This window comes from Stenotrophomonas sp. LST15-1-1.1, from assembly GCF_040815575.1.
Classification (GTDB): Bacteria; Pseudomonadota; Gammaproteobacteria; order Xanthomonadales; family Xanthomonadaceae; genus Stenotrophomonas; species Stenotrophomonas lactitubi_B.
The window spans coordinates 1,010,334-1,037,216 of the sequence record NZ_JBFPNJ010000001.1 but is presented as its reverse complement, the minus strand read 5'-3'; the positions used below and the strand labels follow the sequence as shown (position 1 = coordinate 1,037,216).

21 protein-coding genes are annotated in these 26,883 nt (G+C 64.8%); 11 read left to right on the top strand and 10 right to left on the bottom strand.

Features of this window, described 5'->3' with window-relative positions:
* Positions 1-81 precede the first annotated feature (81 nt).
* The 3 genes from MRBLST15_RS04710 to MRBLST15_RS04700 are packed head-to-tail and all read left to right on the top strand — an operon-like array spanning position 82 to position 7,837.
* The gene (locus MRBLST15_RS04710) at positions 82-1,233 is read left to right on the top strand and encodes an efflux RND transporter periplasmic adaptor subunit (RefSeq protein ID WP_367785369.1); all 1,152 of its coding nucleotides are present in this window, start codon (positions 82-84) and stop codon (positions 1,231-1,233) included.
* Positions 1,230-4,751 carry an efflux RND transporter permease subunit gene (locus tag MRBLST15_RS04705; RefSeq protein WP_414716141.1) on the top strand — a complete coding sequence of 1,174 codons (3,522 nt, stop codon included), beginning with the start codon at positions 1,230-1,232 and terminating at the stop codon, positions 4,749-4,751. Before MRBLST15_RS04710 ends, MRBLST15_RS04705 begins: the two co-directional genes overlap by 4 nt.
* Entirely contained in the window at positions 4,748-7,837 is a 3,090-nt protein-coding gene (locus MRBLST15_RS04700) for an efflux RND transporter permease subunit (RefSeq protein ID WP_265952386.1), read from the top strand. Before MRBLST15_RS04705 ends, MRBLST15_RS04700 begins: the two co-directional genes overlap by 4 nt.
* Positions 7,838-7,901: 64 nt before the next feature.
* Here the strand turns inward: MRBLST15_RS04700 and MRBLST15_RS04695 are convergent, their stop codons facing one another.
* The 7 genes from MRBLST15_RS04695 to ykgO all read right to left on the bottom strand — a co-directional run bounded on the left by MRBLST15_RS04695 (position 7,902) and on the right by ykgO (position 13,562).
* Positions 7,902-8,903 (bottom strand): hypothetical protein, encoded by a 1,002-nt coding sequence (locus MRBLST15_RS04695; RefSeq protein ID WP_312704993.1) that lies wholly within the window; start codon positions 8,901-8,903, stop codon positions 7,902-7,904.
* A gap of 159 nt (positions 8,904-9,062) precedes the next feature.
* Positions 9,063-10,283 (bottom strand): TraB/GumN family protein, encoded by a 1,221-nt coding sequence (locus MRBLST15_RS04690; RefSeq protein ID WP_414716142.1) that lies wholly within the window; start codon positions 10,281-10,283, stop codon positions 9,063-9,065.
* Between the two features lie 4 nt (positions 10,284-10,287).
* Positions 10,288-10,818: a GNAT family N-acetyltransferase gene (locus MRBLST15_RS04685; protein WP_099821257.1), complete on the bottom strand. Its 531-nt coding sequence runs from the start codon at positions 10,816-10,818 to the stop codon at positions 10,288-10,290.
* A gap of 14 nt (positions 10,819-10,832) precedes the next feature.
* The gene (locus tag MRBLST15_RS04680) at positions 10,833-11,720 is read right to left on the bottom strand and encodes a carbon-nitrogen hydrolase (RefSeq protein WP_025875046.1); all 888 of its coding nucleotides are present in this window, start codon (positions 11,718-11,720) and stop codon (positions 10,833-10,835) included.
* Between the two features lie 163 nt (positions 11,721-11,883).
* The gene (locus tag MRBLST15_RS04675; protein WP_367785367.1) at positions 11,884-12,921 is read right to left on the bottom strand and encodes an agmatine deiminase family protein; all 1,038 of its coding nucleotides are present in this window, start codon (positions 12,919-12,921) and stop codon (positions 11,884-11,886) included.
* A gap of 39 nt (positions 12,922-12,960) precedes the next feature.
* Positions 12,961-13,290 carry a hypothetical protein gene (locus tag MRBLST15_RS04670; protein WP_089240526.1) on the bottom strand — a complete coding sequence of 110 codons (330 nt, stop codon included), beginning with the start codon at positions 13,288-13,290 and terminating at the stop codon, positions 12,961-12,963.
* A 146-nt stretch (positions 13,291-13,436) separates the two neighbouring features.
* On the bottom strand, positions 13,437-13,562 hold the full coding sequence (ykgO, locus tag MRBLST15_RS04665) for a type B 50S ribosomal protein L36 (RefSeq protein WP_005409283.1): 126 nt from the start codon (positions 13,560-13,562) through the stop codon (positions 13,437-13,439).
* Between the two features lie 197 nt (positions 13,563-13,759).
* Between ykgO and cmk the strand changes: the two genes are divergently transcribed.
* The 8 genes from cmk to galU all read left to right on the top strand — a co-directional run bounded on the left by cmk (position 13,760) and on the right by galU (position 22,051).
* A complete protein-coding gene (gene cmk, locus MRBLST15_RS04660) occupies positions 13,760-14,437 on the top strand; it encodes a (d)CMP kinase (protein ID WP_132825322.1) in 678 nt (225 codons plus the stop codon).
* Between the two features lie 201 nt (positions 14,438-14,638).
* On the top strand, positions 14,639-16,324 hold the full coding sequence (rpsA, locus tag MRBLST15_RS04655; RefSeq protein WP_049466147.1) for a 30S ribosomal protein S1: 1,686 nt from the start codon (positions 14,639-14,641) through the stop codon (positions 16,322-16,324).
* A gap of 89 nt (positions 16,325-16,413) precedes the next feature.
* A complete protein-coding gene (locus MRBLST15_RS04650) occupies positions 16,414-16,719 on the top strand; it encodes an integration host factor subunit beta (RefSeq protein ID WP_005409286.1) in 306 nt (101 codons plus the stop codon).
* Positions 16,720-16,796: 77 nt separating this feature from the next.
* The gene (locus MRBLST15_RS04645; RefSeq protein ID WP_025875021.1) at positions 16,797-17,081 is read left to right on the top strand and encodes a lipopolysaccharide assembly protein LapA domain-containing protein; all 285 of its coding nucleotides are present in this window, start codon (positions 16,797-16,799) and stop codon (positions 17,079-17,081) included.
* Positions 17,082-17,087: 6 nt separating this feature from the next.
* Positions 17,088-18,266 (top strand): lipopolysaccharide assembly protein LapB, encoded by a 1,179-nt coding sequence (lapB, locus tag MRBLST15_RS04640; RefSeq protein ID WP_367785366.1) that lies wholly within the window; start codon positions 17,088-17,090, stop codon positions 18,264-18,266.
* Positions 18,267-18,269: 3 nt separating this feature from the next.
* Positions 18,270-19,247 (top strand): MraY family glycosyltransferase, encoded by a 978-nt coding sequence (locus MRBLST15_RS04635; protein WP_367785365.1) that lies wholly within the window; start codon positions 18,270-18,272, stop codon positions 19,245-19,247.
* 15 nt (positions 19,248-19,262) lie between these two features.
* Positions 19,263-21,176: a polysaccharide biosynthesis protein gene (locus tag MRBLST15_RS04630; protein WP_265952371.1), complete on the top strand. Its 1,914-nt coding sequence runs from the start codon at positions 19,263-19,265 to the stop codon at positions 21,174-21,176.
* Entirely contained in the window at positions 21,173-22,051 is an 879-nt protein-coding gene (gene galU / locus MRBLST15_RS04625; RefSeq protein WP_025875017.1) for a UTP--glucose-1-phosphate uridylyltransferase GalU, read from the top strand. Before MRBLST15_RS04630 ends, galU begins: the two co-directional genes overlap by 4 nt.
* Before the next feature lie 330 nt (positions 22,052-22,381).
* On the opposite strand, the gene MRBLST15_RS04620 is transcribed toward galU, so the two are convergent.
* The 3 genes from MRBLST15_RS04620 to MRBLST15_RS04610 all read right to left on the bottom strand — a co-directional run bounded on the left by MRBLST15_RS04620 (position 22,382) and on the right by MRBLST15_RS04610 (position 26,761).
* Positions 22,382-23,590, bottom strand: a complete 1,209-nt coding sequence (locus tag MRBLST15_RS04620) for an acetyl-CoA C-acyltransferase (RefSeq protein ID WP_164139230.1) — start codon at positions 23,588-23,590, stop codon at positions 22,382-22,384.
* A 103-nt stretch (positions 23,591-23,693) separates the two neighbouring features.
* A complete protein-coding gene (locus MRBLST15_RS04615) occupies positions 23,694-26,066 on the bottom strand; it encodes a 3-hydroxyacyl-CoA dehydrogenase/enoyl-CoA hydratase family protein (protein ID WP_367785364.1) in 2,373 nt (790 codons plus the stop codon).
* A 26-nt stretch (positions 26,067-26,092) separates the two neighbouring features.
* Entirely contained in the window at positions 26,093-26,761 is a 669-nt protein-coding gene (locus MRBLST15_RS04610) for a TetR/AcrR family transcriptional regulator (RefSeq protein WP_312704988.1), read from the bottom strand.
* Positions 26,762-26,883 lie beyond the last annotated feature (122 nt).

Genomic DNA, 26,883 nt, shown 5'->3' with positions numbered 1-26,883 from the left:
ACCTTTGGGATATGGTGTTGCCGTGAAGTGGTGCATTACTTTGCTACCACACCTGCCCACGCATCCTCCAGGGATCTGACGATGTCGCACCGAACCTTCCTGCCCGGCCCCCGCAGCGGACTCTGCGCTGCCGCGCTGCTGCTCTCCACCTCCCTGCTGCTGAGCGGTTGCGCCGCTGGGCCCAACAACGAGGCCAAGGCGGCCGAGACCAAGGACGAGAAGAAGGTCGAGGCGGTGCCGGTGGAAGTGGCCGTGGCCAGCCATCGCGCGGTGGCTGCCAGCTACACCGGTACCGCGGCACTGGAGCCACGCGCCGAATCGCAGGTGGTTGCCAAGACCTCGGGCGTTGCGCTGGCGGTGCTGGTCGAGGAAGGGCAGCGGGTGAGCGCCGGACAGCCGCTGGTGCGGCTGGATCCTGACCGCGCGCGCCTGGCCGTGGCCCAGAGCGAAGCGCAGATGCGCAAGCTGGAGAACAACTACCAGCGCGCCCAGAAGCTGGTCGGCCAGCAGATGGTCAGTGCTGCCGATGTCGACCAGCTGCGTTACGACCTGGAAAACGTGCGTGCCCAGTACCGCCTGGCCACGCTGGAACTGTCCTACACCACCGTGGTCGCACCGATCTCCGGCGTGATCGCCTCGCGCTCGATCAAGACCGGCAACTTCGTGCAGATCAACACGCCGATCTTCCGCATCGTCGACAACTCGCGGCTGGAAGCCACCCTCAACGTGCCCGAGCGTGAGCTGGCAACGTTGCGTGCAGGCCAGCCGGTCACGTTGTCGGCCGATGCGCTGCCGGGCCAGACCTTCACCGGTGTCGTCGACCGCATCGCGCCGGTGGTCGATTCGGGCAGTGGCACCTTCCGTGTGGTCAGTGCATTCGATGGCGCCGCGCAGTCGCTGCAGCCGGGCATGTTCGGCCGCATCCGCATCGACTACGACCAGCGTGCCGATGCGCTGGTGGTGCCGCGCCTGGCACTGCTGGACGATGGTGAACCGGCGGTGTTCCGGGTGCGCGAGGGCAAGGTCGCGCGGGTGTCGGTCAAGCTTGGCTATGCCGAAGGGCCGTGGGTGGAGATCCGTGAGGGCCTGGCCGCTGGCGACCAGATCGTCACCGCCGGCAAGGTCGCCCTGCGCGATGGCACCGCAGTGCAGGTGATCGCCGATCCGAAGGCCAAGGCGAAGACGGTAGCCACCTCGGCCAAGCCCGCAGAGAAGGCCGGGAGCACGCAATGACCGCGCCCGGCCACGACCCCGGTGCCTCGCCAGGAAGCGACGGCGCCGCCGCAGGCATGCGTGGCGGCCTGGTGGAGTTCGCCACCCGCCGTCGCGTCACCATCGCCATGTGCACGGTCACCCTGCTGCTGTTCGGCCTGATCGCGCTGGGCAACCTCAAGGTCAACCTGCTGCCGGACCTGAGCTATCCGACGCTGACCGTGCGCACCGAGTACACCGGTGCGGCGCCGACTGAAATCGAAACCCTGATCACCCAGCCGGTTGAAGAAGCCGTGGGCGTGGTCAAGAACCTGCGCAAGCTGAAGTCGGTCTCGCGTACCGGCCAGAGCGATGTGGTGCTCGAGTTTGCCTGGGGCACCAACATGGACCAGGCCAGCCTGGAAGTGCGCGACAAGATGGAGGCGTTGAACCTGCCACTGGAAGCCAAAGCGCCGGTGCTGCTGCGCTTCAATCCCTCCACCGAGCCGATCATGCGCCTGGTGCTGTCGACCAAGGCCGCGCCCGCGACCGACGAGGAAGCGATCCGTGAACTGACCGGGCTGCGTCGCTATGCCGATGAAGACCTGAAGAAGAAGCTGGAGCCGGTCACCGGCGTGGCCGCGGTCAAGGTCGGCGGTGGCCTGGAGGATGAGATCCAGGTCGACATCGACCAGCAGAAACTGGCCCAGCTCAACCTGCCGATCGACACCGTCATCAAGCGGTTGAAGGAAGAGAACATCAACATTTCCGGCGGCCGCCTGGAGGAGGGCTCGCAGCGCTTCCTGGTGCGTACCGTCAACCAGTTCGCCGACCTGGAAGAGATCCGCAACCTGCTGGTCACCACCCAGGCATCCAACGGCAGCGCGGCCGACTCGGCGCTGCAGCAGATGTTCAACATCGCGGCCTCGACAGGCTCGGCTGCGGCGGTTGCTGCTGCGTCGGCCGCCCAGAGTGCGTCGTCCGGCGGCGCCTCCAGCGTGGTCGCCAACGGTGTGCCGGTGCGCCTGAAAGATGTGGCCACCGTGCGCCAGGGCTACAAGGAACGCGAAGCGGTCATCCGCCTGGGCGGCAAGGAATCGGTCGAACTGGCGATCTACAAGGAAGGCGATGCCAATACGGTTGCCACCGCCGAGGCGCTGCGCAAGCGCCTTGAGCAGATCAAGGCAACCTTCCCGGCCGACGCCGAACTGACCACCATCGAAGACCAGTCGCGCTTCATCGAGCATGCCATCGCCGACGTCAAGAAGGACGCAGTGATCGGTGGCCTGCTGGCGATCCTGATCATCTTCCTGTTCCTGCGCGATGGCTGGAGCACGTTCGTGATCAGCCTGTCGTTGCCGGTTTCGATCATCGCCACGTTCTTCTTCATGGGCCAGCTCGGCCTGAGCTTGAACGTGATGTCGCTGGGCGGCCTGGCACTGGCCACGGGCCTGGTGGTGGATGACTCGATCGTGGTGCTGGAAAGCATCGCCAAGGCGCGCGAACGCGGCCTCGGCATCCTGCAGGCCGCCATCGCCGGTACCCGCGAAGTGAGCATGGCCGTGGTCGCCTCGACCCTGACCACCATCGCGGTGTTCCTGCCGCTGGTGTTCGTCGACGGCATCGCCGGCCAGCTGTTCCGCGACCAGGCGCTGACCGTGGCCATCGCCATCGCGATCTCGCTGCTGGTGTCGATGACCCTGATTCCGATGCTGAGCTCGCTGAAGGGCCGGCCGCCGCTGGCATTCCCGGAAGAAGCTGCGGCCGAGCCGTGGCAGCCGCAGAGCCGCTGGCAGAAGCCGGTCGCGCTCGGCCGTCGTGGTGTGATGGCAACGATGCGCTGGAGCTTCTACGCGCTGGCGTGGCTGGTGGTGCGACTCTGCCGCGGCGTGGCTGCAGTGGTCGGCCCGGTGATGCGCAAGGCCAGCGACATCGCCATGAAGCCGTACGCCGGTGCCGAGCGTGGCTACCTGCGGCTGCTGCCGGGTGCGTTGGCCCACCCCGGCAAGGTGCTGGGCCTGGCGGCGCTGGCGTTCGTCGGTACCATGGCACTGGTGCCGATGCTCGGCGCCGACCTGATCCCGCAGCTGGCGCAGGACCGCTTCGAAATGACGGTGAAGCTGCCGGCCGGCACGCCGCTGAAGCAGACCGATGCACTGGTGCGCGAGCTGCAGTTGGCGCACGGCAAGGGTGAAGGCGTGGCATCGCTGTACGGCGTCAGCGGCAGCGGTACCCGCCTGGATGCCAGCCCGACCGAGAGTGGCGAGAACATCGGCAAGCTGACCATCGTGATGGAAGGTGGTGGCAACCCGCAGACCGAAGCGGAGATCACCGAGCGCCTGCGCGACACCATGGGCCAGCACCCGGGTGCGCAGGTGGACTTCGCGCGGCCGGCATTGTTCAGCTTCTCCACGCCGCTGGAGATCGAACTGCGCGGCCAGGACATGGCGACCCTGGAAGTGGCGGGCCAGCGCCTGGCGGCGCTGCTGCGCGGCAACGCGCACTACGCCGACGTCAAATCCACCGTGGAAGAGGGCTTCCCGGAAATCCAGATCCGCTTCGACCAGGAGCGTGCCGGTGCGCTGGGCCTGACCACGCGGCAGATCGCCGACGTGGTGGTGAAGAAGGTGCGCGGCGATGTTGCCACCCGCTACAGCTTCCGTGACCGCAAGATCGACGTGCTGGTGCGCGCGCAGGAAACCGATCGTGCCAGCGTGGAGAGCATCCGACGCTTGATCGTCAATCCGGGCAGCACCCGTCCGGTCACCTTGGACGCAGTGGCTGACGTGGTCGCCACCACCGGACCTAGCGAAATCCATCGTGCCGACCAGACCCGGGTTGCCGTGGTCTCGGCCAACCTGCGCGACATCGACCTTGGCGCGGCCATGCGCGAAGTGCAGCAGATGGTGTCCGAACAGCCGCTGGGCGCCGGCGTGGGCCTGCACATCGGTGGCCAGGGTGAGGAACTGGCACAGGCAGCGAAGTCGCTGATCTTCGCCTTCGGCCTGGCGATCTTCCTGGTCTACCTGGTGATGGCGTCGCAGTTCGAATCGCTGCTGCATCCGTTCGTGATTCTGTTCACCATCCCGCTGGCGCTGGTGGGCGCGATCCTGGCGTTGATGCTGACCGGCAAGCCGATCTCGGTGGTGGTGTTCATCGGCCTGATCCTGCTGGTCGGTCTGGTCACCAAGAACGCGATCATCCTGATCGACAAGGTCAACCAGCTGCGCGAGGCTGGCGTGGCCAAGCACGAGGCACTGGTGGAAGGTGCGCGCTCGCGCCTGCGGCCGATCATCATGACCACCCTGTGCACGCTGTTCGGCTTCCTGCCGCTGGCGGTGGCGATGGGCGAGGGCGCCGAGGTGCGCGCACCGATGGCGATCACCGTGATCGGCGGCCTGCTGGTGTCGACCCTGCTGACCCTGCTGGTGATCCCGGTGGTGTACGACCTGATGGACCGCCGCGGTGATGCCTATTACCGCGAACGTGGCCGCAAGCATGCCGGTGAGGGCCTGCACGGCGCCGCGGGCAGTGCAGCGGGTGCGGAGGAACCGGCATGAGCATCGCCGAGTTCTCCATCCGTCGGCCGGTCACCACCATCATGTGTTTCGTGTCGCTGGTGGTGGTCGGGCTGATCGCCTCGTTCCGGCTGCCGCTGGAGGCGCTGCCGGACATCTCGGCACCGTTCCTGTTCGTGCAGATTCCGTACACCGGCTCCACCCCGGAGGAAGTCGAGCGGACCATCATCCGGCCGGTGGAAGAGTCGCTGGCGACGATGACCGGCATCAAGCGCATGCGCTCGTCGGCAACCTCGGAAGCCGCGTCGATCTTCATCGAGTTCAGCGACTGGGATCGTGATATCGCCATCGCCGCTTCCGACGCGCGCGAACGCATCGATGCGATCCGCAGCGATCTTCCCGACGACGTGCAGCGTTACAACGTGTTCAAGTGGTCCAGCAGCGACCAACCGGTGCTGAAGGTGCGCTTGGCCAGTACCACCGACCTGACCACCGCCTACGACATGCTCGACCGCGAGTTCAAGCGGCGTATCGAACGGATTCCGGGCGTGGCCCGGGTCGAGATCACCGGCGCGCCGCCGAACGAGGTGGAGATCGCGATCGATCCTAACCGCCTGAACGCCCACGGCCTGAGCATCAACGAGCTGAGTGATCGCCTGCGCACGTTGAACTTCTCGATCTCGGCCGGGCAGATCGACGACAACGGCCAGCGCGTGCGCGTGCAGCCGGTGGGTGAGATCACCGACCTGCAGGAAATGCGCGACCTGGTCATCAATGCCAAGGGACTGCGCCTGGGTGACATTGCCGATGTGCGGCTGAAGCCGGCGCGGATGAGCTACGGCCGCCGCCTGGATGGCAATCCTGCCGTCGGCCTGGACATCTACAAGGAACGCAGCGCCAACCTGGTGGACGTCTCACGCGGCGCGCTTGCCGAGGTTGAAGCGATCCGCGCGCAGGACTCGATGCGCGACGTGCAGATCAAGGTGATCGACAACCAGGGCAAGGCGGTGACCTCGTCCCTGCTGGAGCTGGCCGAGGCCGGCGGCGTCGGCCTGATCCTGTCGGTGACGGTGCTGTTCTTCTTCCTGCGCCACTGGCCGTCCACGCTGATGGTGACCCTGGCCATTCCGATCTGCTTCACCATTACCCTCGGTTTCATGTACTTCGCCGGCGTCACGCTCAACATCCTGACCATGATGGGCCTGCTGCTGGCCGTGGGCATGCTGGTCGACAACGCCGTGGTGGTGGTCGAAAGCATCTACCAGGAACGCGAGCGACTGCCGGACCAGCCACGCCTGGCCTCGATCATCGGCACCCGCAACGTTGCCATCGCGCTCAGCGCCGGCACCTTGTGCCACTGCATCGTGTTCGTGCCCAACCTGTTCGGCGAAACCAACAACATCAGCATCTTCATGGCGCAGATCGCGATCACCATCTCGGTCTCGCTGCTGGCCTCGTGGCTGGTGGCGGTCAGCCTGATCCCGATGCTGTCCGCACGCATGGCCACGCCGAAGCTGGTGCATTCGCAGACCGGCGTGATCGCGCGCCTGCAGCGTCGATACGCGCAGCTGCTGGACTGGTCACTGCGCCATCGTGGCTGGAGCCTGCTGGGCATCCTGCTGGTGGTGCTGGTCAGCCTGGTGCCGATGAAGCTGACCAAGATCGACATGTTCGGTGGTGATGGTGGCAAGGACATCTTCATCGGCTACATGTGGAAGGGCGCCTACACCTACCGGCAGATGTCCGAGGAAGTGGCCCGCGTCGAAGGCTGGATCGAGGAGAACCGCGAGCGTCTGCACGTGCAGCAGGTCTACTCCTGGTACAGCGAGCAGGAAGGCAGTTCGACCGTGGTCACCCTGGACGAGAAGTACGCCAAGGACATCAAGGCGCTGCAGGAGGAGCTGCGCAAGGGCCTGCCGAAGTCCGCGCGCACCGACTACTTCGTCGGCAACCAGGGGGGTGATGGCGGCGGCGGTGGTGGCAACCAGGGCGTGCAGGTGCAGCTGGTTGGCGACTCCAGTGCGATGCTGCAGGAGATCGGCCAGGAAGTGCTGCCGCTGCTGGCCCAGCGCGCCGAGCTGCGCGATGTGCGCATCGACAATGGCGAGAAGGGCGGCGAGCTGAAAGTGCACGTCGACCGCGAGCGTGCAGCGGCGTTCGGATTCAACGCCGAGCAGGTGGCCAGCTTCGTCGGCCTGGCGCTGCGTGGCGCGCCGATGCGCGAGTTCCGTCGCGGTGACAACGAAGTGCCGGTGTGGGTGCGCTTTGCCGGTGCCGAACAGAGCAGCCCCGAAGACCTCGCAGGCTTCAGCGTGCGCACCGGCGATGGCCGCAGCGTGCCGTTGCTGAGCCTGGTCAGCGTCGATGTGGGTTCATCGGCGACCCAGATCGGCCGCACCAACCGCCAGACCACGCTGACCATCAAGGCCAACCTGGCCGAGAAGATCACCGCGCCGGACGGCCGCAAGGCCATGGAAGCGGTGCTGAAGCCGATGAACTTCCCGGCCGGCTACGGCTTCACCTTCGACGGTGGTGACTACGGCGATGACAACGAGGCGATGCAGCAGATGGTGTTCAACCTGCTGATCGCGCTGGTGATGATCTACGTGGTGATGGCCGCGGTGTTCGAATCGCTGCTGTTCCCGGCGGCGATCATGAGCGGCGTGCTGTTCTCGATCTTCGGCGTGTTCTGGCTGTTCTGGATCACCGGCACCTCGTTCGGGATCATGTCCTTCATCGGCATCCTGGTGCTGATGGGCGTGGTGGTGAACAACGGCATCGTGATGATCGAGCACATCAACAACCTGCGCCGTGGCGGGATGGGGCGTACGCAGGCGCTGGTCGAAGGCTCGCGCGAGCGTCTGCGCCCGATCATGATGACCATGGGCACGGCGATCCTGGCGATGGTGCCGATCTCGCTGACCGATACGCAGATGTTCGGCAACGGGCCGGAGTACTCACCGATGGCGCGTGCGATTGCCGGTGGCCTGGCGTTCTCGACCGTGGTCAGTCTGCTGTTCCTGCCGACCATCTACGCGGTGCTCGATGACCTGCGCAACGCGGTGGTGCGCCTGATCCAGCGCGCCCGTGGCCTGGAGAGGGTAGAGCCGGGCGCTGCCCGGCTGTAATGCACAACACAACGTGTTTGTGGTGGGGGGAGACCGGTCGTAGTGGGGCGGTCTCCCCCTTTTTTCAAGTTTCTTCGACCTTGATCAACTGTGATTTGTACTTTGGATACAGCGTTGTTCCGTGGTTGAGGAAACCCTTCACGCGCGCGTCGGGATCTAGACGCTTTGCCGAATTCTGCTGGGGGCCTGATGCCCTCCAGAGGCCAAATGCAATGACATGGGTGCCCGGCGGATATTGCTGGAGCCATTCCCGGTCGATGTGGCCGATGCTCACTCCATACGTTGGCTGTATTCCGTCAGCTCCAGCTCTGTGCCTTTCCGCAATCAGATTGAGGAACGTATTTCGTTGATTCGAACCGGCGGTGGGAAGGCCGATTCGATCCACGACGCCGGCTATCGCAAACGGGTGAGCCGATGGCTTGGCTTTGCGCAGCATTCCCCAAGCGTCCTCGTAACGATTCTGTTCAAAATAGAACTGGCGCCAAGTGATCTTGCGACTACCAAGGCGCAGTAGCAGAGTTCCGCTCAGTTCGGCATCCTCCTCGCAGCGTTCGCGCAGCTTGAGAATGTCCATCGTTGTTCGCAGATAGCCATCGAGCTTTCTATCAGTTCTGATGTAGTCAGTTCTGATGTGCTCATCTTGAGTTTGCGAGCCGGTCTGGTGAATCGCCTTCACGAATCGATCAGCGCTGCCAAGTGCGTTGTGTAGCAGTTGTAGGCGAAGCTCGTGCTTTCCTTCGTCTAGGCTTGACAGGAAGTCAGGATCAGATTGGCTGGCGATGATCAGCTTGAGCTTTCCAGTTGCGTTGTAGCTGCAGCTTGTCTCGTGATCTGAATCCTTGGCCGATGTGAGGCCAATGTATGCAGCCCGCTCCACGGGTTCCTTTCCCGGTGGCCCATTTCGAAGGCCGAGCTTGACGAAACGGACGGCTGCAGAGCATCCAACACCATCACAGAAAAGCGTAGGGATTTTCTGTCCATTGTCAGCTCTACTCTGCAGTGATTCGAGCGTATGCCGGTTTCTCTGATCGTCCACGGCCGAAGCCATCTTGATGCCTTTTCCCATACAGGCCCTCCCAGGCTCAGACAAGTTTCCTTGATCATACTGACCGGAAACGCGGCACAAAAAAACGGCCACGCAATGCGTGGCCGATTTCGTTCGGAAATGATGTGCCAACCAAGGTTGGCACCTACCGGTAGCGCTGGGCCACGCCCGGCGCAACCATCAGCTCGCCACCTTGCTCCACACCTTGCCGGCGGTCAGCCACAGGCCCAGCATGCTGCCCAGGTTGGTCAGCATGAAGGTCAGCACCACGCGGGTGACGCGGTTGCGGTACCAGCCCTTCAACGACTGTGCGTCGTCACGCAGCTTGAGGAAATCCTCGTAGGTCGGCTTGCGCAGGCGCGCTTCCACCAATGCCGCGAATGCGCCGGTCGGGATGCTCAGGCGGAACGGCTTGAACGGCGCCACCACGATCGCGGTGAGGATGCTCAGCGGATGGCTGCCGGCCACCAGGCAGCCCAGGCCAGCCAGGCCGCCGGTATACATCGCCCAGGTCGCCAGCAGCTCGGTGCCCACGCCCAGTCCACCCCGATAGAAGCCGACACCGATGCCGGTGGCCACGATGGCGAGGATCGCCAGGGTGAACCACGGGATGTTGCGCTTCTTCGGCACCGCTTCCAGCTGCTCGCGCAACGGCGCGGGCGCTTCGTTGTCGGTTTCCAGGTAACGCGCCAGGCCGGCCAGGTGACCGGCACCGACCACCGCCAGCACTTCGCGCTGCTGCGGATCATGCGCTTCACGCAGACGCGTCGCCATGTAACGGTCGCGCTCGCCGATGATCGTTTCGTACAACGCCGGGTTCTCGCTGGCGAATTCGCCGAAGCTCGATTCCAGCATGTCACCCTGCTTCAGCTTCTCGATCTCGTCTTCGCCCACGTCCTCCGACGAGAACAGGCCGGCGCCGAGGCCGGCCACCAGCTTCAGCTTGCCGAAGAAGCCCAGTCGCTGCGAAGCGCGGCGGAACGTCAGGCCCACTTCGCGGTCGATCAGGTGCACCGGCAGATTGCGCTCGCGCGCCAGTTCCACGGCACGCTTCAGTTCCGCGCCCGGTTCGATGCCGAGCTGTTCGGCCAGTCGACGCTGGTAGGCAGACAGCGCGAGGTTGGCCGCGAACAACGCGACGCGGCCCTTGCGGATCACTTCCACCAGGTCCAGTTTGGCCAGCGTGTCCGGGTCGCTCAGTGCCTGCAGGCGCTGCGGGTCCAGCTCGACGGCCACCGCATCGAAACGGCCGCTGTCGATGGCTTTTTCCACTGCCTCGACGCTGGCATGGGATACGTGGGCAGTGCCCAGCAGGGTGTAGCGCACGCCATCGCGTTCGACCACGCGTACGGGCTGGCCGGCGAACAGATCGTCGCCGGTTTCGGGAAGGGTTTCGGTCATGGAATCATTCATTGGAAGGAGCGGAATCGGCGCCATCGCCGAGCGCGCGCTGCATCTGTACGGTGTCCAGCCAGCGGCCGTGCTTGCGGCCGAGGCCACGGAACACGCCCACCAGCTGGAAACCGAAGCGTTCGTGCAGCTTGATGGAAGCGGTGTTGGTCGGCTCGCCGATCACCGCCACCATCTGTCGATGGCCGCGCGCGGTGCAGGCATCGATCAGTGCCTGCAGCAGGCTGGTGCCGACGCCACGGCCCTGGAAACGGGCATCGACGTAGACCGAGTTCTCAACGGTCCACTGGTAGGCGATGCGCGTGCGGTAGGTGTTGGCATACGCGTAGCCGGCAACCTGGCCATCGACCTCGGCCACCAGGTAGGGGAAGCCGCGGTCGATGATGTCGCGCATGCGGCGCAGCATCTCGGCCTGGTCGGGAATGTCGTACTCGTAGGTGTTGACGAAGTCGGTCACTTCCACCGCGTAGATCGCGGTGATCGCAGCAATGTCGGCAGGGCCGGCATCACGGATGAGTACGGCCATGCGCGGGCTCCGGGTCAGTCGATGTAGCGCTTGAGCAGATCGCCGTAGGCGTCGATGCGACGATCGCGCAGGAACGGCCAGATGCGGCGCACGTGCTCGCTGCGTTGCAGGTCGACCTCACACATCAGGATCGTCGCGTCGGTGCCGGCCTCGGCCAGGAACTCGCCCTGCGGACCCAGCACGTGGCTGTTGCCCCAGAACTGGATGCCCGAGGCGCCCAGCGGCGACGCTTCATGGCCCACGCGGTTGCAGCTGAGCACCGGCACGCCGTTGGCCACGGCATGGCCACGGTGGCTCAGCACCCAGGCGTCACGCTGGCGCGTCTTCTCGTCCTGCACGTCATCCGGGTCCCAGCCGATCGCGGTGGGGTAGAGCAGCAGTTCCGCACCGGCCAGCGCCATCAGGCGCGCCGCTTCCGGGTACCACTGGTCCCAGCACACCAGCACGCCAAGGCGGCCGACCGAGGTGTCGATCGGCTTGAAGCCGATGTCGCCCGGAGTGAAGTAGAACTTCTCGTAGAAACCCGGGTCGTCCGGAATGTGCATCTTGCGGTACTTGCCCAGCAACGTGCCGTCTTTTTCGAAGACCACGGCGGTGTTGTGGTACAGGCCGGCAGCGCGGCGCTCGAACAGCGAGCCGACCAGCACCACGCCGTGCTTCTTCGCCAGCGCGCCCAGGCGCTCGGTGCTTGGGCCCGGGATCGGCTCGGCCAGGTCGAATTCATCGACCGATTCGTGCTGGCAGAAGTAGGGACCGTTGTGCAGTTCCTGCAGCAGCACCAGCTTCGCGCCCTGTGCCGCAGCGTCGGCAACACGCGCTTCGATCACCGCCAGGTTGGCGGCGGCATCACCGTGGTTGCGCTCCTGGATCAGGGCGACGGTAAGAGGGCTGCGCGAGTTCATGCGGGGCGATCCTGCGGGGGAAAACCCGCATGTTAACGCGGATGCGGCATGACAGCGTGTTGGCTGCTGAATGGTGCACGCAACCGGTAGCGCCGGGCCATGCCCGGCGGATTTTCCAGATGCCGCTGCGCTCGCCGGGCATGGCCCGGCGCTACCGCGTGGATTACGCCTTCAACAGCCCGGCCGGCAACTGCATGGTGATGCAGTGCAGGCTGCCGTTCTGCCAGATCAGCGAGCGGCAGGGCACCTGCACGATCTCACGGCCCGGGTGCGCCTGTGCCAGCACATCACGGGCCAGATCGTCGGCCGGGTCGCCATAGGCCGGCATCAGCACCGCGCCGTTGACGATCAGGTAATTGGCATACGACGCAGCCAGGCGGCGGCCCTCATCGATCACCGGCTTTGCCCACGGCAGCGGGAACAGGCGGTACGGCTGGCCGTCACGCGTGCGCAGCGCGGCCAGCTCGGCGCCCATCGCCTGCAGCTCGGCGTAGTGCGAGTCACTCTCGTCGTCGCAGGCCTGGTAGACGATGCTGTCGGCCGAGGCGAAGCGGGCCAGGGTGTCGATATGGGCGTCGGTGTCGTCGCCTTCCAGGTAGCCATGATCCAGCCACAGCACGCGCTCCTGCTGCAGCCAGTTCGCCAGGTCGGCGCTCAGACTGTCGCGGTCACGGTCGGGATGGCGCTCGTGCAGGCACTTCCAGGTGGTCAGCAGGGTGCCTTCGCCATCGGTCTCGATGCCGCCGCCTTCCAGTGCGAACGGAATGCTGCGCACCGCCGCGTCGTTGAATACGCCGGCCTGGTCGAGCACGCCGACCAGCTGGTCATCGAGGGTGGCATCGAACTTGCCGCCCCAGCCGGTGAAGCGGAAGTCCAGCAGCTGGAAGCTGCCATCGGCGCGGCGCAGGGTGATCGGGCCCGAATCACGCAGCCAGGTATCGTCGTACGCGGCGGTGGTGAAGTGGACCTTGTCCATGTCGATGCGGTTGGAGCGCAGCCGCATCTCGGCATAGGTCTCCACGTCATCGTCGGCCACGCAGATCAGCACCGGCTGGAAGCGGGTGATCGCCGCAACCAGGGCGATGTAGGTCTCTTCCACCTGGCCCAGGCGCTCGGCCCAGTCGGTGTCGGCGGTGGGCCAGGCAATCAGGACGCCGCTCTGGGCTTCCCATTCGGCAGGAAAACGAAGGGTCTGGTTCATGGTCTCGCTACACGCGCCCGCCGGTGGCGGGCATGGGGGTCAACGGATCGGCGGCTTGGGGCCGATTTCGTTCGGATCCGCCTGGTTTGCCACCACGTCGATCACCTTCTGCTTCTCGAAGTAGACGGTGAACTGCGGGTACACCCAGCGGTGGATGGTCGGCCATTGCCGTTTCTGTCCGCCGCGCGGCTGCAGCTGCTCTGCCGGCGCGCCGAACTGGGACTGCACCTGCTGCATGCTCTGGCCGCGGACGGGCAGGGCGCCGGCCGGCTTTTCGCGGGCGCGGTCGACAAGCAGGGTATCGGCCAGCGCCGGGGTGGCGGCAGCCAGGGTGGCCAGTACGGCCAGGGTGCACAGGTAACGCGTCATCTCGATCTACTCCCCAGTGGTCAAGAACAGCGATTACAGCAAAAACGACAGGAAAAAACCGCATAAACAAAAAACCGCCCGAAGGCGGCTTTTTGCATCGGGTCGGCCCCGCGTGGGGCCAGCCGCGGTCACGAGGACCGTTGGGCTTAGCGCTGACGCGCCTTGAAACGCGGGTTCGACTTGCAGATGACGAAGATCTTGCCACGACGACGCACGACCTTGCAGTCACGGTGACGGGCCTTCGCCGACTTCAGGGAGGACAGAACTTTCATGGCATACCTCGGCGTAAACAGTAGTTGTTCGGGTGGAGCGTGGCCGCGATATGCGAAAGACAATCGGCAGTGGACGCTCGTTCAAGCCCGCCATTCTACCGGGCTTTTCCCCATGGTTTCAAGTGGTTGCACAAAAGGCCCGTTGCGGGGTGTCTGGCAGGGGCTAGAATGCCCCCTTCACACGCGCAAGGACCCCCATGAATCCACTCGTTCCCGTCCTGACCATCGACGGCCCGTCAGGGGCTGGCAAGGGTACCATCAGCCGCATTGTGGCGCGCCGGTTGGGCTGGCACTACCTGGATTCGGGTGCGCTGTACCGCGCCGTGGGCGTGGCGGCCAGCTGGGCCGACATCGACACCTCCGATGCCTCCGCGCTGGTGCGCTGCACCTTTGATACCCATGTCCAGTTCGTCGAGCAGGGCGATGCCATGCGGGTCCTGGTCAATGGCACCGATGCCACCGACGAGCTGCGGCTGGAGACCACCGGAGCGCTGGCGTCGGCGATTGCCGCGATTCCGGAGGTCCGGGCCGCCCTGAAGGAGCGCCAGCGCGCATTCAGGGTGGAGCCGGGGCTGGTCGCGGACGGCCGCGACATGGGCACCGTCATCTTCCCGGACGCTCCCTACAAGGTCTTCCTGACCGCCAGTGCCGAGGAGCGCGCCGAGCGCCGGCATAAGCAGTTGAAAGACAAGGGGGTTTCTGTTAACTTTGAAGACCTCCTGCGCGAGATCATGGCCCGCGACGCCCGTGATGCTCAGCGTACCGTGGCGCCCCTGAAGCCGGCAGACGATGCTGTCCTCATCGACACCACAGGCATCGGCATCGAAGATGTCGTTGCCAGAGTGATGGATCTGCTTCCGGTTCCGGCTGCCTGATCCGTTCGCGCGGGAGCTCTGCCAGCATCATCGGTGGAGGTCGCGCATCTGCAGTGCTGTAAAAGCTCCGTCGCGCAATGATGCGTGGCGGTTTTCCTACTTCCACACACGACCTGCATTTCCGGGGTCGACCAACAGGCGGGCGGCAGCCATTCCCTGAAGGGAAGCCAGCCGACCCATGTGTCCAACAGAGTAAATCTAATGACCGAATCATTTGCCGAACTGTTTGAAGCCAGCCAGGCCAACCTGGCCAAGCTGAAGCCGGGCGCCATCGTCAGCGGTACCGTTGTTGAAGTCCGCGGCGACGTCGTGGTGATCAACGCCGGGCTGAAGTCGGAAGGCATCGTGCCGATCGAACAGTTCCGTAACGACGCTGGCGAAATCGATGTTGCCGAAGGCGACATCGTCAAGGTCGCCCTCGACTCGATCGAGAACGGCTTCGGTGAAACCGTCCTGTCGCGCGAGAAGGCCAAGCGCGCGATGGTGTGGGACGAGCTGGAAGAAGCGTTGGAAAAGAACGAAACCATCACCGGCCGCATCAGCGGCAAGGTCAAGGGTGGTTTCACCGTGGACATCAAGGATGTCCGCGCCTTCCTGCCGGGTTCCCTGGTCGATGTGCGCCCCGTGCGCGATCCGGCCTACCTGGAAGGCAAGGAGCTGGAATTCAAGCTCATCAAGCTTGACCGCAAGCGCAACAACGTCGTGGTCTCGCGCCGCGCTGTCGTCGAAAGCGAGCACTCGGAAGAGCGCGAGCAGCTGATGGACAAGCTGCAGGAAGGCGCGATCCTGAAGGGTGTCGTCAAGAACCTGACCGATTACGGCGCATTCGTGGACCTGGGCGGTATCGACGGCCTGCTGCACATCACCGACATGGCATGGAAGCGCGTGCGCCATCCGTCCGAAGTCGTGAACGTCGGCGACGAGCTGGACGTGCGCGTGCTGAAGTTCGACCGCGAGCGCAACCGCGTTTCGCTGGGCCTGAAGCAGCTGGGCGAAGATCCGTGGGATAACATCGCCCGTCGTTACCCGGCCAACAGCCGCGTGTTCGGCAAGGTCTCCAACGTCACCGATTACGGCGCATTCGTCGAAATCGAGCCGGGCGTCGAAGGTCTGGTGCACGTTTCCGAGATGGATTGGACCAACAAGAACGTCAACCCGTCCAAGGTTGTGCAGGTCGGTGACGAAGTTGAAGTCATGGTCCTGGACGTCGACGAGGAGCGTCGCCGCATCTCGCTGGGCATGAAGCAGGTTGCCGCCAATCCGTGGGAAACCTTCGCTGCCACCCACAAGAAGGGTGACAAGGTGTCGGGCCAGATCAAGTCGATCACCGACTTCGGCATCTTCATCGGCCTGGACGGCGGCATCGACGGCCTGGTTCACCTGTCCGACATCAGCTGGGCGACCACTGGCGAAGACATCGTTCGCAACTTCAAGAAGGGCGACAACCTGGACGCAGTGGTCCTGGCCGTCGATCCGGAGCGCGAGCGCATTTCGCTGGGCGTCAAGCAGCTGGAGCAGGATCCGTTCGGCCAGTACATGGCGACCAATCCGAAGGGCTCCAAGGTCGAAGGCGTGGTGAAGGAAGTCGACGCCAAGGGCGCGATCATCGAGCTGGCCGACGGCATCGAAGGCTATGTTGCAGCTCGCGACATCGCCAACGAGCGTGTTGACGACGCGACCCAGCACCTGAAGGTTGGTGACAAGGTTGAAGCCAAGTTCGTGGGCATGGATCGCAAGGGTCGTACCCTGCAGCTGTCGATCAAGGCCAAGGACGACGCGGAAATGCGCGAAGTGCTGGAGGAATACCAGTCCTCTTCGGCATCCAGCGGCACCACCCAGCTGGGCGCGCTGCTGCGTGCACAGCTGAACGGCAACAAGTCCGAGTAATATCGGCCTTAGGCTGTTTGTTGTTTCCTGGACGGCCCGGGCATTGCCCGGGCCGTTTCAGGCTGAGATGCCCCTGATGTGAGCCGGTAATGACCAAATCCGAACTGATCGAAATCCTCGCGCGCCGACAGGCGCACCTGAAGGCCGATGATGTCGATCTGGCGGTCAAGTCATTGCTGGAAATGATGGGGGGCTCACTGTCAGCCGGCGATCGCATCGAGATCCGCGGCTTCGGCAGCTTTTCGCTGCACTACCGTCCGCCGCGCCTGGGTCGCAACCCGAAGACCGGCGAATCGGTTGCCCTGCCGGGCAAGCATGTCCCTCATTTCAAGCCAGGCAAGGAATTGCGCGAGCGGGTCAGCAGCGTGCTGCCGCTGGACGCAGATCCGGCCTGAGCCGTCCGTCGCGCGACTTCGTGCGAATCCCGCCACGAGTCGGATAAGCTACGACCTCCTGCCAATGGAGCTGTCGCATGAAAGTTTTTCGTCTGCTGGTCCTGCTGGCGGTTCTGATCCTTGGTCTGATCATTGGTGCGGTCAACATGACGGCCATGTCGATCAACCTGCTGTTTACCCAGTTGAACACGTCCGTCGGCGTGGCGCTGATTGCCGCCCTGCTGATTGGTGTCGTGGTCGGTGCTGGCCTGGTGCTGGTAAGCGTGGTCATTCCGCTCTACAGCCAGCTGCGCCGTGCCAACAAGTCGGCGGCTGCGCCGTCGGCGCCGGTTGCCCCCTCCCAGTCTTTTGATGGACGTTGATCGAAGATGGAATTCGTTTCCGAGTGGTTCTGGTTTTTCCTGTGTCTTCCGTTGGCGGCGCTGGCCGGCTGGGTGATCGGACGTCGCGGCGGTCAACGCCACGGTGACAACCAGGTCAGCCACCTGTCGAGCACCTATTTCCGTGGCCTGAACTACCTGCTCAACGAGCAGCCGGACAAGGCCATCGAGCTGTTCCTGCATATCGCCGAGCTGGACAAGGAAACCTTCGAGACCCAGGTCGCGCTGGGTCATCTGTTCCGCCGCCGTGGCGAAGTGGACCGCGCGATCCGTCTGCATCAGGGCCTGGTCAACCGCCAGGACCTGAGCGATGCGCAGCGCGTGCAGGCCCTGCTGGCGCTGGGCGAGGACTACATGAAGTCCGGTCTGCTGGATCGCGCTGAAACCGTGTTCACCGAACTGGCGCAGCTGGACCAGCGCGCACCGCAGGCGCTCAAACACCTGATCGGCATCTACCAGGCCGAGCGTGACTGGGAAAAGGCGATCGACAACGCCACCCGTTTTGAAGATGTCACCGGCGAGCCGATGGGCAAGCTGATCGGACAGTTCGAATGTGAGCTCGCCGAGCGCTTCCGTGGCGCAGGCAAGCTGGAAGAGGCGAGGGGGGCCATTGCCCGGGCCTACCAGGCCGATGCCATGTCGGTCCGTGCCGGCATCATCGAGGGACGCCTGGAAACCGATTCAGGCAACGCCGAGGCCGCCGTGCGCGCCTTCGAGCGCGCTGCCCGCAACGATCCGGAGTACCTGCCGGAAGTGCTGCCGGCGCTGATGGACAACTACCGCAAGGTCGGCGACCTGGGCGGCGCACGCGCCTTCCTGTCCGAGATGACCGAGCATTACCGCGGCATTGCGCCGGTGCTGGCCCTGACCCGCCTGATGGAAGAGCAGGAAGGGGTCGCGCCTGCCCGTGCCTACCTCGGTCGCCAGCTCAAGGATCGCCCGTCGGTGCGGGGTGAATCGGCTCTGATCGACCTCACCCTGGCCGAGGGCGCAGATTCCACTGCGACCCTGCATGATCTCAAGCACATCACCGACCAGTTGCTGGTGCGCAATCCTGCCTACCGCTGTACCCGCTGCGGATTCGGCGCGCGCACCCACCACTGGCAATGCCCCAGCTGCAAGGAGTGGGGTACGGTCAAACCGCTGTTGAACTACGCGGTGCTCTGAACCATGCCGTGGCTCGTGATGGCCGCGCTGCTGGGCCTGGCCCTGCTCAGCGCGGCGTTGACCTGGGCGGCACGCGTGTATGCCCTGCGCAGGCAGTTGCTGGATCAGCCCGGCGAGCGCCGCAGCCACAGCATCGCCACCCCGCGTGGTGGCGGCATCGCCATCGTGATCAGCCTGCTGGTTGCTGCGGCCGTGGCCGCTTGCGTCTGGCCGGACGCTGCGCCCAGCCTGGCTGTCGCCGGCCTTGGCCTGCTGCTGGTGGCCGGCATCGGCTGGTGGGATGACCATCGGCCGCTGCCCGCCATGCGCCGGTTGCTGGTGCATTTCCTCGCCGCTACGTTGCTGGCGGGGTTGGTCAAGGTACATGGAGGCAGCTGGCTGTTGAGCCTGCTGGTGCTGTTCTTTACCGCCTCGCTGATCAACATCTGGAACTTCATGGATGGCATCAACGGGATCGCCAGCAGTCAGGCGGTCATCGTTGCGCTGGGCTTCGCCACGGTGCTTCCCTGGCCCTACTCGCTGGTGCCCATCGCCCTGGGCCTGGCATGCCTGGGTTTTCTGCCATTCAATTTTCCGCGGGCGCGGATCTTCATGGGGGATGTGGGCAGTGGCGCGCTGGGTTATGCCGTTGCCGTGGTGCTTGCCGTCGCTGCCCTGCAGACCGACATCAACTGGATCCTGCTCCTGCTGCCATTGTCTGCATTCCTTGTGGACGCGGGCTTCACGCTGTTCGCGCGCATCCTTTCCGGGCAACGCTGGATGGAACCCCACACCCAGCATGTCTACCAGCGCGCGGTGCAGGCAGGAGCCAGCCATGCGCAGGTGACAGGGATGTACTTTGTTTTGGGCCTGTTCAGTATTACAGTGCTCAATATCTGCTCCAATTTGCAGCCGAGGTGGGAGGCTGCCGTAGCGGTCGCGTGGTTTGTCGCGCTGACCCTGCTGTGGCTCCTCCTGCGCAATGGATTGCGCCACCGATAAGGAATTACTCGATCTATGTCTTCACCCTGGCGGGATAGAATCCTCGGTCTGATGCCGCGTACGGCCATCGTCTGCCACGACTTGTTCATGGTATGGGCCTGTTGGCAGTTGCTGCATGCGGGTCGCTACTCGATCCTCGCGGACGCTCCCGCATTGCCGCTGTGGAACGTGGATACCACGCTGGTCCTGGCGCTGCAGGGGCTGGTGTTCTGGCGTATCGGCCTCTATCGCGGGCTGTGGCGCTTTGCCAGCGTCAGCGACCTCTTGAACATCTTCAAGGCCAGCTTCATCGGTCTGATCGCCATTGTGCTGGTGCTGGCCTGGAAGCGCTTCAACGGCGTGCCGATGTCGGTGCTGGTGATCTACCCGTTCGCACTCTCGGCGCTGCTGGGTGCGCCGCGCCTGTTGTACCGGGCGTGGAAGGACTACCAGTCGCTGCAGTCCGATTCGACCGCGCGCCGCGTACTCATTCTCGGGGCGGGCCAGGCCGCTGAGACGCTGGTGCGCGACCTGCGCCGATCCGGCAATTTCGAGCCGGTCGGCCTGCTCGACGACGCGCCGCACCTGCGGGGTGCCAAGCTGCAGAGCCTGCCTATCCTCGGTACCCTGGATGATGCGCCGGCGGTGGCCCGTGAGACCGCGGCCAAGCTGCTGGTGATCGCCATGCCTTCGCTGGATGCCGTTGGCATGCAGCGCGTGGTGGCGATCTGCGAGAGCACCGGCATTCCATTCCGCACCGTGCCCAAGCTCAGCGACATCCTGCAGGGACAGTCGCTGCCGGGGCAGCTGAAGGAAGTGGCGATCGAAGATCTGCTCGGGCGCAAGCCGATCATGCCGGACTGGAACCTTATCCGTGGCTGGTTGGGCGGGCGCACGGTGATGGTGACCGGTGCCGGTGGCTCGATCGGGTCCGAGCTGTGTCGCCAGTGCGCGCGCCATGGCGCCGGTCGCATCGTGCTGCTGGAGATCAGCGAACTGCTGCTGTTGACCATCGAGGGCGAGCTGCGCCGCAGCTTCCCCGATGTCGAGATCGAAGCCGTGCTGGGTGACTGTGGCGATCCCGCGGTGATCCGCCATGCGCTGTCGCTGCATCCGGTCGACACCGCCTTCCATGCGGCCGCCTACAAGCACGTGCCGGTGCTGGAGCGCCAGCTGCGCGAAGCCGTGCGCAACAACATCCTCGCTACCGAAAACGTAGCCCGTGCCTGCCTGGAAGCCCACGTCGAGCACTTTGTGTTCATTTCGACCGACAAGGCGGTGGACCCGGTCAACGCGCTGGGCGCCAGCAAGCGCTATGCGGAGATGATCTGCCAGAGCCTGGACCAGAAGTCGACGCACACCCGTTTCGTGACCGTGCGCTTCGGCAACGTGCTGGCGTCGGCCGGCAGCGTGGTGCCGCTGTTCCGCGAGCAGATCCTCAAGGGCGGCCCGGTCACGGTGACTGACCCGGAGGTCAGCCGCTATTTCATGACCATCCCCGAGGCGTGCCAGCTGATCCTGCAGGCGGCCGCGTCGGCATCGCACGGAGCGATCTACACCCTGGACATGGGCGAGCCGGTGCCGATCCGGGTATTGGCCGAACAGATGATCCGCCTGGCGGGCAAGCAGCCCTACAAGGAAATTCCGATCATCTATACCGGCCTGCGCCCGGGCGAGAAGCTGCACGAGACGCTGTTCTATTCCGACGAGGACTACCGGCCGACCGCGCACCCCAAGATTCTCGAGGCAGGCGTGCGTACGTTCTCGCGGGACATCGTGCTGGGCAACGTGCCCAAGCTGCGCGAAGCAATTGCCCGGTACGACATCGATACGATCCAGGAAATCCTGTTTGCGACCATGCCGGAATTCTCGCCAATCGAACAGGATGCTTACATTTCATCCGCTAAGGTTGTGCCCTTTCCGGCACGTGAGGCCAGCAGGCACCAATGAGCAAGCGCATTCGCAAGGCGGTATTCCCGGTAGCAGGTCTGGGCACGCGTTTTCTTCCGGCGACCAAGACGGTGCCGAAGGAAATGCTGCCGATCATCGATCGGCCGCTGATCCAGTACGCGGTGGATGAAGCGATCGAAGCAGGTTGTGACACCCTGGTGTTCATCACCAATCGCTACAAGCACGCCGTCGCCGATTACTTCGACAAAGCCTACGAGCTGGAGCAGAAGCTCGAGCGTGCGGGCAAGCACGAACAGCTCGAATTGATCCGCCATGTGCTGCCGGAAGGTGTGCGCGCGATTTTCGTCACCCAGGCCGAAGCTCTGGGTCTGGGCCACGCGGTGCTGTGCGCCAAGGCGGTCATCGGTGACGAGCCGTTCGCGGTGCTGCTGCCCGATGATCTGATCTGGAACCGCGGCGCCGGTGCGCTGAAGCAGATGGCCGACCTCAACGAGGCCAGCGGCGCCAGCGTCATCGCCGTGGAAGACGTGCCACACGACAAGACGGCCAGTTACGGCATCGTCGCCACGGAGGCGTTCGATGGCCGCAAAGGCCGCATCTCGCAGATCGTGGAGAAGCCGAAGCCGGAAGACGCGCCGAGTGACCTGGCCGTGGTGGGGCGCTACGTACTGAGCCCGAAGATCTTCGAGCTGCTTGAGCAGACCCGGACCGGTGCCGGTGGCGAGATCCAGCTGACCGATGCGATCGCCGAACTGCTGAAGACCGACGAGGTCGATGCCTACCGCTTCGAGGGCACCCGATTCGACTGCGGTACCCATCTGGGGCTGGTCGAAGCGACGATCCGCTTCGCGCTGGACAACCCGAAACTGGCTGGCCCGGCGCGCGAGAAGCTGGCGGCGATGCTGGCGGAATAAGGTGTTTTCAAGCGCTCCGTTCGCGGCGCCTTGATTGATACGTGATAGGCGGGATGGGCGGGGCGGAATCAAGAGCAGGGCAGAAACAAAAAAGGCAGCCGATGGCTGCCTTTTTCGTTTCCGTAGCATCCACGCATGGCGTGGATCTACTGCCTTTGCTCACCCCTCCGCCGCGCGGAATGTTAGGTGGTCCGGGTGGGTGAGGCTGACCGGGACTGTCAGCGGCATGGATGCCGCTGCCAAGCCCCCATGGATGGGTTTACGGCGTGTCCCGGGCAGCCTCACCCACCCGGGCCCACAGCCAGCAATCAGCCGGCAGCGCTTTGAACCTTACAGCGCCTCGAAAATGCCCGCCGCACCCATGCCGGTGCCGATGCACATCGTCACCATGCCGTACTTCTGCTGGCGACGACGCAGGCCGTGCAGCAGGGTCGCGGTACGGATCGCACCGGTCGCACCCAGCGGGTGGCCCAGGGCGATCGCGCCGCCCAGCGGGTTGACCTTGCTCGGGTCCAGGCCGCAGTCACGGATGACGGCCAGCGACTGCGCGGCGAAGGCTTCGTTGAGCTCGATCCAGTCCAGCTGGTCCTGGGTCAGGCCGGCCTGCTTCAGTGCCTTCGGAATCGCGGCGATCGGGCCGATGCCCATCACTTCCGGGCGCACACCGGCCACCGAGAAGCTGACGAAACGGGCCAGCGGGGTCAGACCGTAGTCCTTGATCGCCTGCTCCGAGGCGAGCAGCACCGCGCCGGCGCCATCGCTCATCTGCGACGAGTTGCCGGCAGTCACTGTGCCGCCGAACTGGCCGTTGCGGAACACCGGGCGCAGCTTGGCCAGGCCTTCGGCGGAGGAATCCGGACGCGGGCCTTCGTCGGTGTCGGCGACCTTGTTGCGGGTGATGATGCGCTTGCCGTCGGCCAGGTCGGGCTGGTGCGAGACGATCTCGTACGGGCTGATCTCGTCCTTGAACTCGCCGTTCTGGATGGCGGCCATGGCCTTCTGGTGCGAGGCCAGGGCGAAGGCGTCCTGTTCTTCGCGCGAGACCTTCCACTCTTCAGCGACCTTCTCGGCGGTGATGCCCATGCCGTAGGCGATGGCGACGTGGTCGTTGTCGAACACGCTCGGGGCCATCGCGATCTTGTTGCCCATCATCGGCACCATCGACATCGATTCGGTGCCGCCGGCGAGCATCAGGTCGGCGTTGCCGAGGCGGATCGCGTCGGCTGCCTGCGCCACGGCCTGCAGGCCGGAGGAGCAGAAGCGGTTCACGGTCTGCGCGGCAATGGTGTTGGGCAGGCCGGCCAGCAGCACGCCGATGCGGGCCACGTTCATGCCCTGCTCGGCTTCCGGCATCGCACAGCCGATGATCGCGTCATCGATGCGGTTGACGTCCACGCCCGGCGCCTGCGCGACGACGCTGCGCAGCACGTGGGCGAGCATGTCATCGGGGCGGGTGTTGCGGAACATGCCCTTGGGCGCCTTGCCAACCGGGGTGCGGGTGGCGGCGACGATGTAGGCGTCCTGGATTTGCTTGGTCATTGCAGTGATCTCTTGAGTTTTTACCGGCGTGCCGACCACGGTCGGCACCTACCAGAAGCAGGGGACGGTGCGGCCCCGAATCAGGGGCGGCACCCACCATCAATCAATTACGCAGCGGCTTGCCGGTCTTGAGCATGTGCGCGATGCGGGCTTGGGTCTTTTCCTGCTGGGCCAGTTCGACGAAGTGCTTGCGCTCCAGGGTCAGCAGCCACTCTTCGTCGACCAGGGTGCCGCGGTCGACCTTGCCGCCGCACAGCACGGTGGCGATGCGCTCGGCGATCTCGTAGTCGTACGGGCTGATGAAGCGGCCTTCCAGCATGTTGACCAGCATCATCTTGAAGGTCGCGATGCCAACGTCACCGGCCACCTGGATGCGGCGTGCCGGCAGCGGCGGACGGTAGCCCGCTTCGGCCAGCGCACGTGCTTCGGCCTTGGCGATGTACAGCGCCTCGTAGCTGTTGAACACCACCTTGTCGGTGCTGCGCAGCAGGCCCAGTTCCTGGGCGTTGACCGCCGAGTTGGACACCTTGGCCATCGCTACGGTCTCGAAGGTCTTCTTCAGTTCGGCGAACACGTCACCGCCCGGGCCTGCGGCCTGCGAGGCGCGCACGGCCAGTTCCTTCAGACCACCACCGGCCGGCAGCAGGCCGACGCCGGCTTCGACCAGACCGATGTAGCTTTCCAGGAAGGCTACGGTCTTGGCGCTGTGCATCTGGAATTCGCAACCGCCGCCCAGCGCCAGGCCACGCACCGCAGCCACCACCGGCACCAGCGAGTACTTGATGCGCTGGCTGGTGCGCTGGAAGTTGTGCACCATTTCCTCGAACTGGTCGACCTTGCCGGCTTGCAGCAGGCCGAGGGCGCCGGCCAGGTCGGCACCGGCGGAGAAGGGCTCCTTCTGCTGCCAGATCACCAGGCCCTGGAAGTCCTTCTCGGCACGCGTGACGCACTCCTGCAGGCCATCCAGCACGTGGTCCGACACGGTGTTCATCTTGGTCTTGAAGCTGACCACGGCGATGCCATCACCGTCATGCCACATGCGCAGGCCGTCGTTCTCGAACACGGTCTCGCCCGGGGCGAACGTCTCGCCCAGCAGCGGATCGGGGAAGCGCTGGCGCTGGTACACCGGCAGCGACGAACGCGGCAGCTTGGCGTTGCGCGACGGGCTGTAGCTGCCCTCGGCGGCGTGCACACCATCGCGGCCATCGAACACCCAATCCGGCAGCGGGGCGTTGCTCATGCTCTTGCCGGCGACAATGTCGTCGGCGATCCACTGCGCGACCTGCTTCCATCCGGCGGCCTGCCAGGTTTCGAACGGGCCCAGCGACCAGCCGTAGCCCCAGCGGATGGCCAGGTCGACGTCGCGCGCGGTCTCGGCGATGTCGGCCAGGTGGTAGGCGCTGTAGTGGAACAGATCGCGGAAGGTCGCCCACAGGAACTGCGCCTGCGGGTGCTGGCTCTCGCGCAGCTTGGCGAACTTCTCGGCCGGGTTCCTGATCTTCAGGATCTCGACCACTTCCGGCGCGGCGGCGCGGTCAGCCGGACGGTAGTCCTGCTTTTCCAGGTCCAGCACCACGATGTCCTTGCCGACCTTGCGGAAGATGCCGGCGCCGGTCTTCTGGCCCAGCGCGCCCTTGGCAATCAGCGCGTCCAGCCACTTCGGCGACTTGAAGAATTCATGCCACGGGTCGTTCGGCAGGGTATCGCCCATGGTCTTGATGACGTGGGCCATGGTGTCCAGGCCGACCACGTCGGAGGTGCGATAGGTGGCCGACTTCGGGCGGCCGACCAGCGGGCCGGTCAGGCCGTCCACTTCATCAAAGCCCAGGCCGAACTGCTGGGTGTGGTGGATGGTGGACAGGATCGAGAAGACGCCGATGCGGTTGCCGATGAAGTTCGGGGTGTCCTTGGCGTACACCACGCCCTTGCCCAGGGTGGTGACCAGGAATGCTTCCAGGCCTTCCAGCACGCTGGCGTCGGTGGTGGTGGCCGGAATCAGCTCGGCCAGGTGCATGTAGCGCGGCGGGTTGAAGAAATGCACGCCGCAGAAGCGGTGGCGCAGCTGTTCCGGCAGCACGTCAGCCAGCTTGTTGATGCCCAGGCCCGAGGTGTTGGAGGCCAGCACGGCGTGGTCGGCCACGAACGGCGCGATCTTCTTGTACAGGTCCTGCTTCCAGTCCATGCGCTCGGCGATGGCCTCGATGATCAGGTCGCAGTCCTTCAGCTGTTCCAGGCCGGTCTCGTAGTTGGCCGGGGTGATCGCTTCGGCCAGCGACTTGCTGGCCAGCGGCGCCGGGCTCAGCTTGCCGAGGTTGGCGATCGACTTCAGCACGATGCCATCGGCCGGACCTTCCTTTGCGGGCAGGTCGAACAGCACGGTGTCGACGCCGGCATTGGTGAGGTGGGCGGCGATCTGGGCACCCATGACGCCGGCACCCAGCACGGCGGCGCGGCGGACTAGCAGGGAATTGGACATGGTGTAGGGCCTTTGTTGGTCAGCAGTTACTGGGTGGAATCAATGGAGGCGGGCAGGGCGCTGCCGCTGCGGGCGGCGGCGCGGAATCCGGCCTCGGCGAAATGGATCAGTTCATGCGCGGCATGGGCACGATGCGCCGTTTCGGTGACATCGGCGGGTCGCTTGATCAACCCGAAATCGGCCATGGCGTAGGTCAGCGAGCCGGCCAGGAAATCCAGGCGCCAATAGAGCTCTTCCTTGCTCAGGCCGGGCACGCAGGTGGCGATTGCTTTGCCGAACTCACGCAGCACGTGGCCGTAGTGGTCGGACAGGAACTTGCGCAGGTTGTCGTTCTTTTCAGCGTAGGCGCGAGCGATCACGCGGACGAAGGCGCCGCCGTTCTGGCGGTCCTGGGCCAGCGCCAGGGCCGGCTCGACGAAGGCGGCCAGCACCGGTCGCAGTTGTCCCGGATGTTCGTTGCGGGCGCGCTCGAGCTGGGCCAGGCGGGCGCCGGTCATCTCGTCCATGCGGCGGCGGAAGACCTCGTTGACCAGGTTTTCCTTGGAGCCGAAGTGGTAGTTCACCGCAGCGATGTTGACGTCGGCCTGGCTGGTGACCTGGCGCAGCGAGGTGCCGGCAAAGCCGTGCTGGGCGAACAGCTCCTCGGCGGCGCCGAGGATCCGGTCCTTGGTCGAGAAGTGGGCGGGCTTGGCCATCGGGCGGGCGACCTTAATCAAACGATTGTTTGATACTAGAACCAGACGGTAGCGTATGGCATTTTGCAGTGCAGCAAAAATGCTCGGGCCGGTCAGAATCCGCTCAGGTGGGTGAATGCGGT

Bases quoted from the DNA above. Each gene is read 5' to 3' on its own strand.
- MRBLST15_RS04650 (WP_005409286.1), top strand. From the start codon at position 16,414: ATGACCAAATCCGAACTGATCGAAATCCTCGCGCGCCGACAGGCGCAC.
- ykgO (WP_005409283.1), bottom strand. From the start codon at position 13,562: ATGAAAGTTCTGTCCTCCCTGAAGTCGGCGAAGGCCCGTCACCGTGAC.
- cmk (WP_132825322.1), top strand. From the start codon at position 13,760: ATGAATCCACTCGTTCCCGTCCTGACCATCGACGGCCCGTCAGGGGCT.
- MRBLST15_RS04685 (WP_099821257.1), bottom strand. From the start codon at position 10,818: ATGGCCGTACTCATCCGTGATGCCGGCCCTGCCGACATTGCTGCGATC.
- MRBLST15_RS04620 (WP_164139230.1), bottom strand. From the start codon at position 23,590: ATGACCAAGCAAATCCAGGACGCCTACATCGTCGCCGCCACCCGCACC.
- MRBLST15_RS04695 (WP_312704993.1), bottom strand. From the start codon at position 8,903: ATGGGAAAAGGCATCAAGATGGCTTCGGCCGTGGACGATCAGAGAAAC.
- MRBLST15_RS04610 (WP_312704988.1), bottom strand. From the start codon at position 26,761: ATGGCCAAGCCCGCCCACTTCTCGACCAAGGACCGGATCCTCGGCGCC.
- MRBLST15_RS04670 (WP_089240526.1), bottom strand. From the start codon at position 13,290: ATGACGCGTTACCTGTGCACCCTGGCCGTACTGGCCACCCTGGCTGCC.
- MRBLST15_RS04615 (WP_367785364.1), bottom strand. From the start codon at position 26,066: ATGTCCAATTCCCTGCTAGTCCGCCGCGCCGCCGTGCTGGGTGCCGGC.
- galU (WP_025875017.1), top strand. From the start codon at position 21,173: ATGAGCAAGCGCATTCGCAAGGCGGTATTCCCGGTAGCAGGTCTGGGC.
- MRBLST15_RS04630 (WP_265952371.1), top strand. From the start codon at position 19,263: ATGTCTTCACCCTGGCGGGATAGAATCCTCGGTCTGATGCCGCGTACG.
- lapB (WP_367785366.1), top strand. From the start codon at position 17,088: ATGGAATTCGTTTCCGAGTGGTTCTGGTTTTTCCTGTGTCTTCCGTTG.
- MRBLST15_RS04700 (WP_265952386.1), top strand. From the start codon at position 4,748: ATGAGCATCGCCGAGTTCTCCATCCGTCGGCCGGTCACCACCATCATG.
- MRBLST15_RS04645 (WP_025875021.1), top strand. From the start codon at position 16,797: ATGAAAGTTTTTCGTCTGCTGGTCCTGCTGGCGGTTCTGATCCTTGGT.
- MRBLST15_RS04675 (WP_367785367.1), bottom strand. From the start codon at position 12,921: ATGAACCAGACCCTTCGTTTTCCTGCCGAATGGGAAGCCCAGAGCGGC.
- rpsA (WP_049466147.1), top strand. From the start codon at position 14,639: ATGACCGAATCATTTGCCGAACTGTTTGAAGCCAGCCAGGCCAACCTG.
- MRBLST15_RS04690 (WP_414716142.1), bottom strand. From the start codon at position 10,283: ATGACCGAAACCCTTCCCGAAACCGGCGACGATCTGTTCGCCGGCCAG.
- MRBLST15_RS04705 (WP_414716141.1), top strand. From the start codon at position 1,230: ATGACCGCGCCCGGCCACGACCCCGGTGCCTCGCCAGGAAGCGACGGC.
- MRBLST15_RS04680 (WP_025875046.1), bottom strand. From the start codon at position 11,720: ATGAACTCGCGCAGCCCTCTTACCGTCGCCCTGATCCAGGAGCGCAAC.
- MRBLST15_RS04635 (WP_367785365.1), top strand. From the start codon at position 18,270: ATGCCGTGGCTCGTGATGGCCGCGCTGCTGGGCCTGGCCCTGCTCAGC.
- MRBLST15_RS04710 (WP_367785369.1), top strand. From the start codon at position 82: ATGTCGCACCGAACCTTCCTGCCCGGCCCCCGCAGCGGACTCTGCGCT.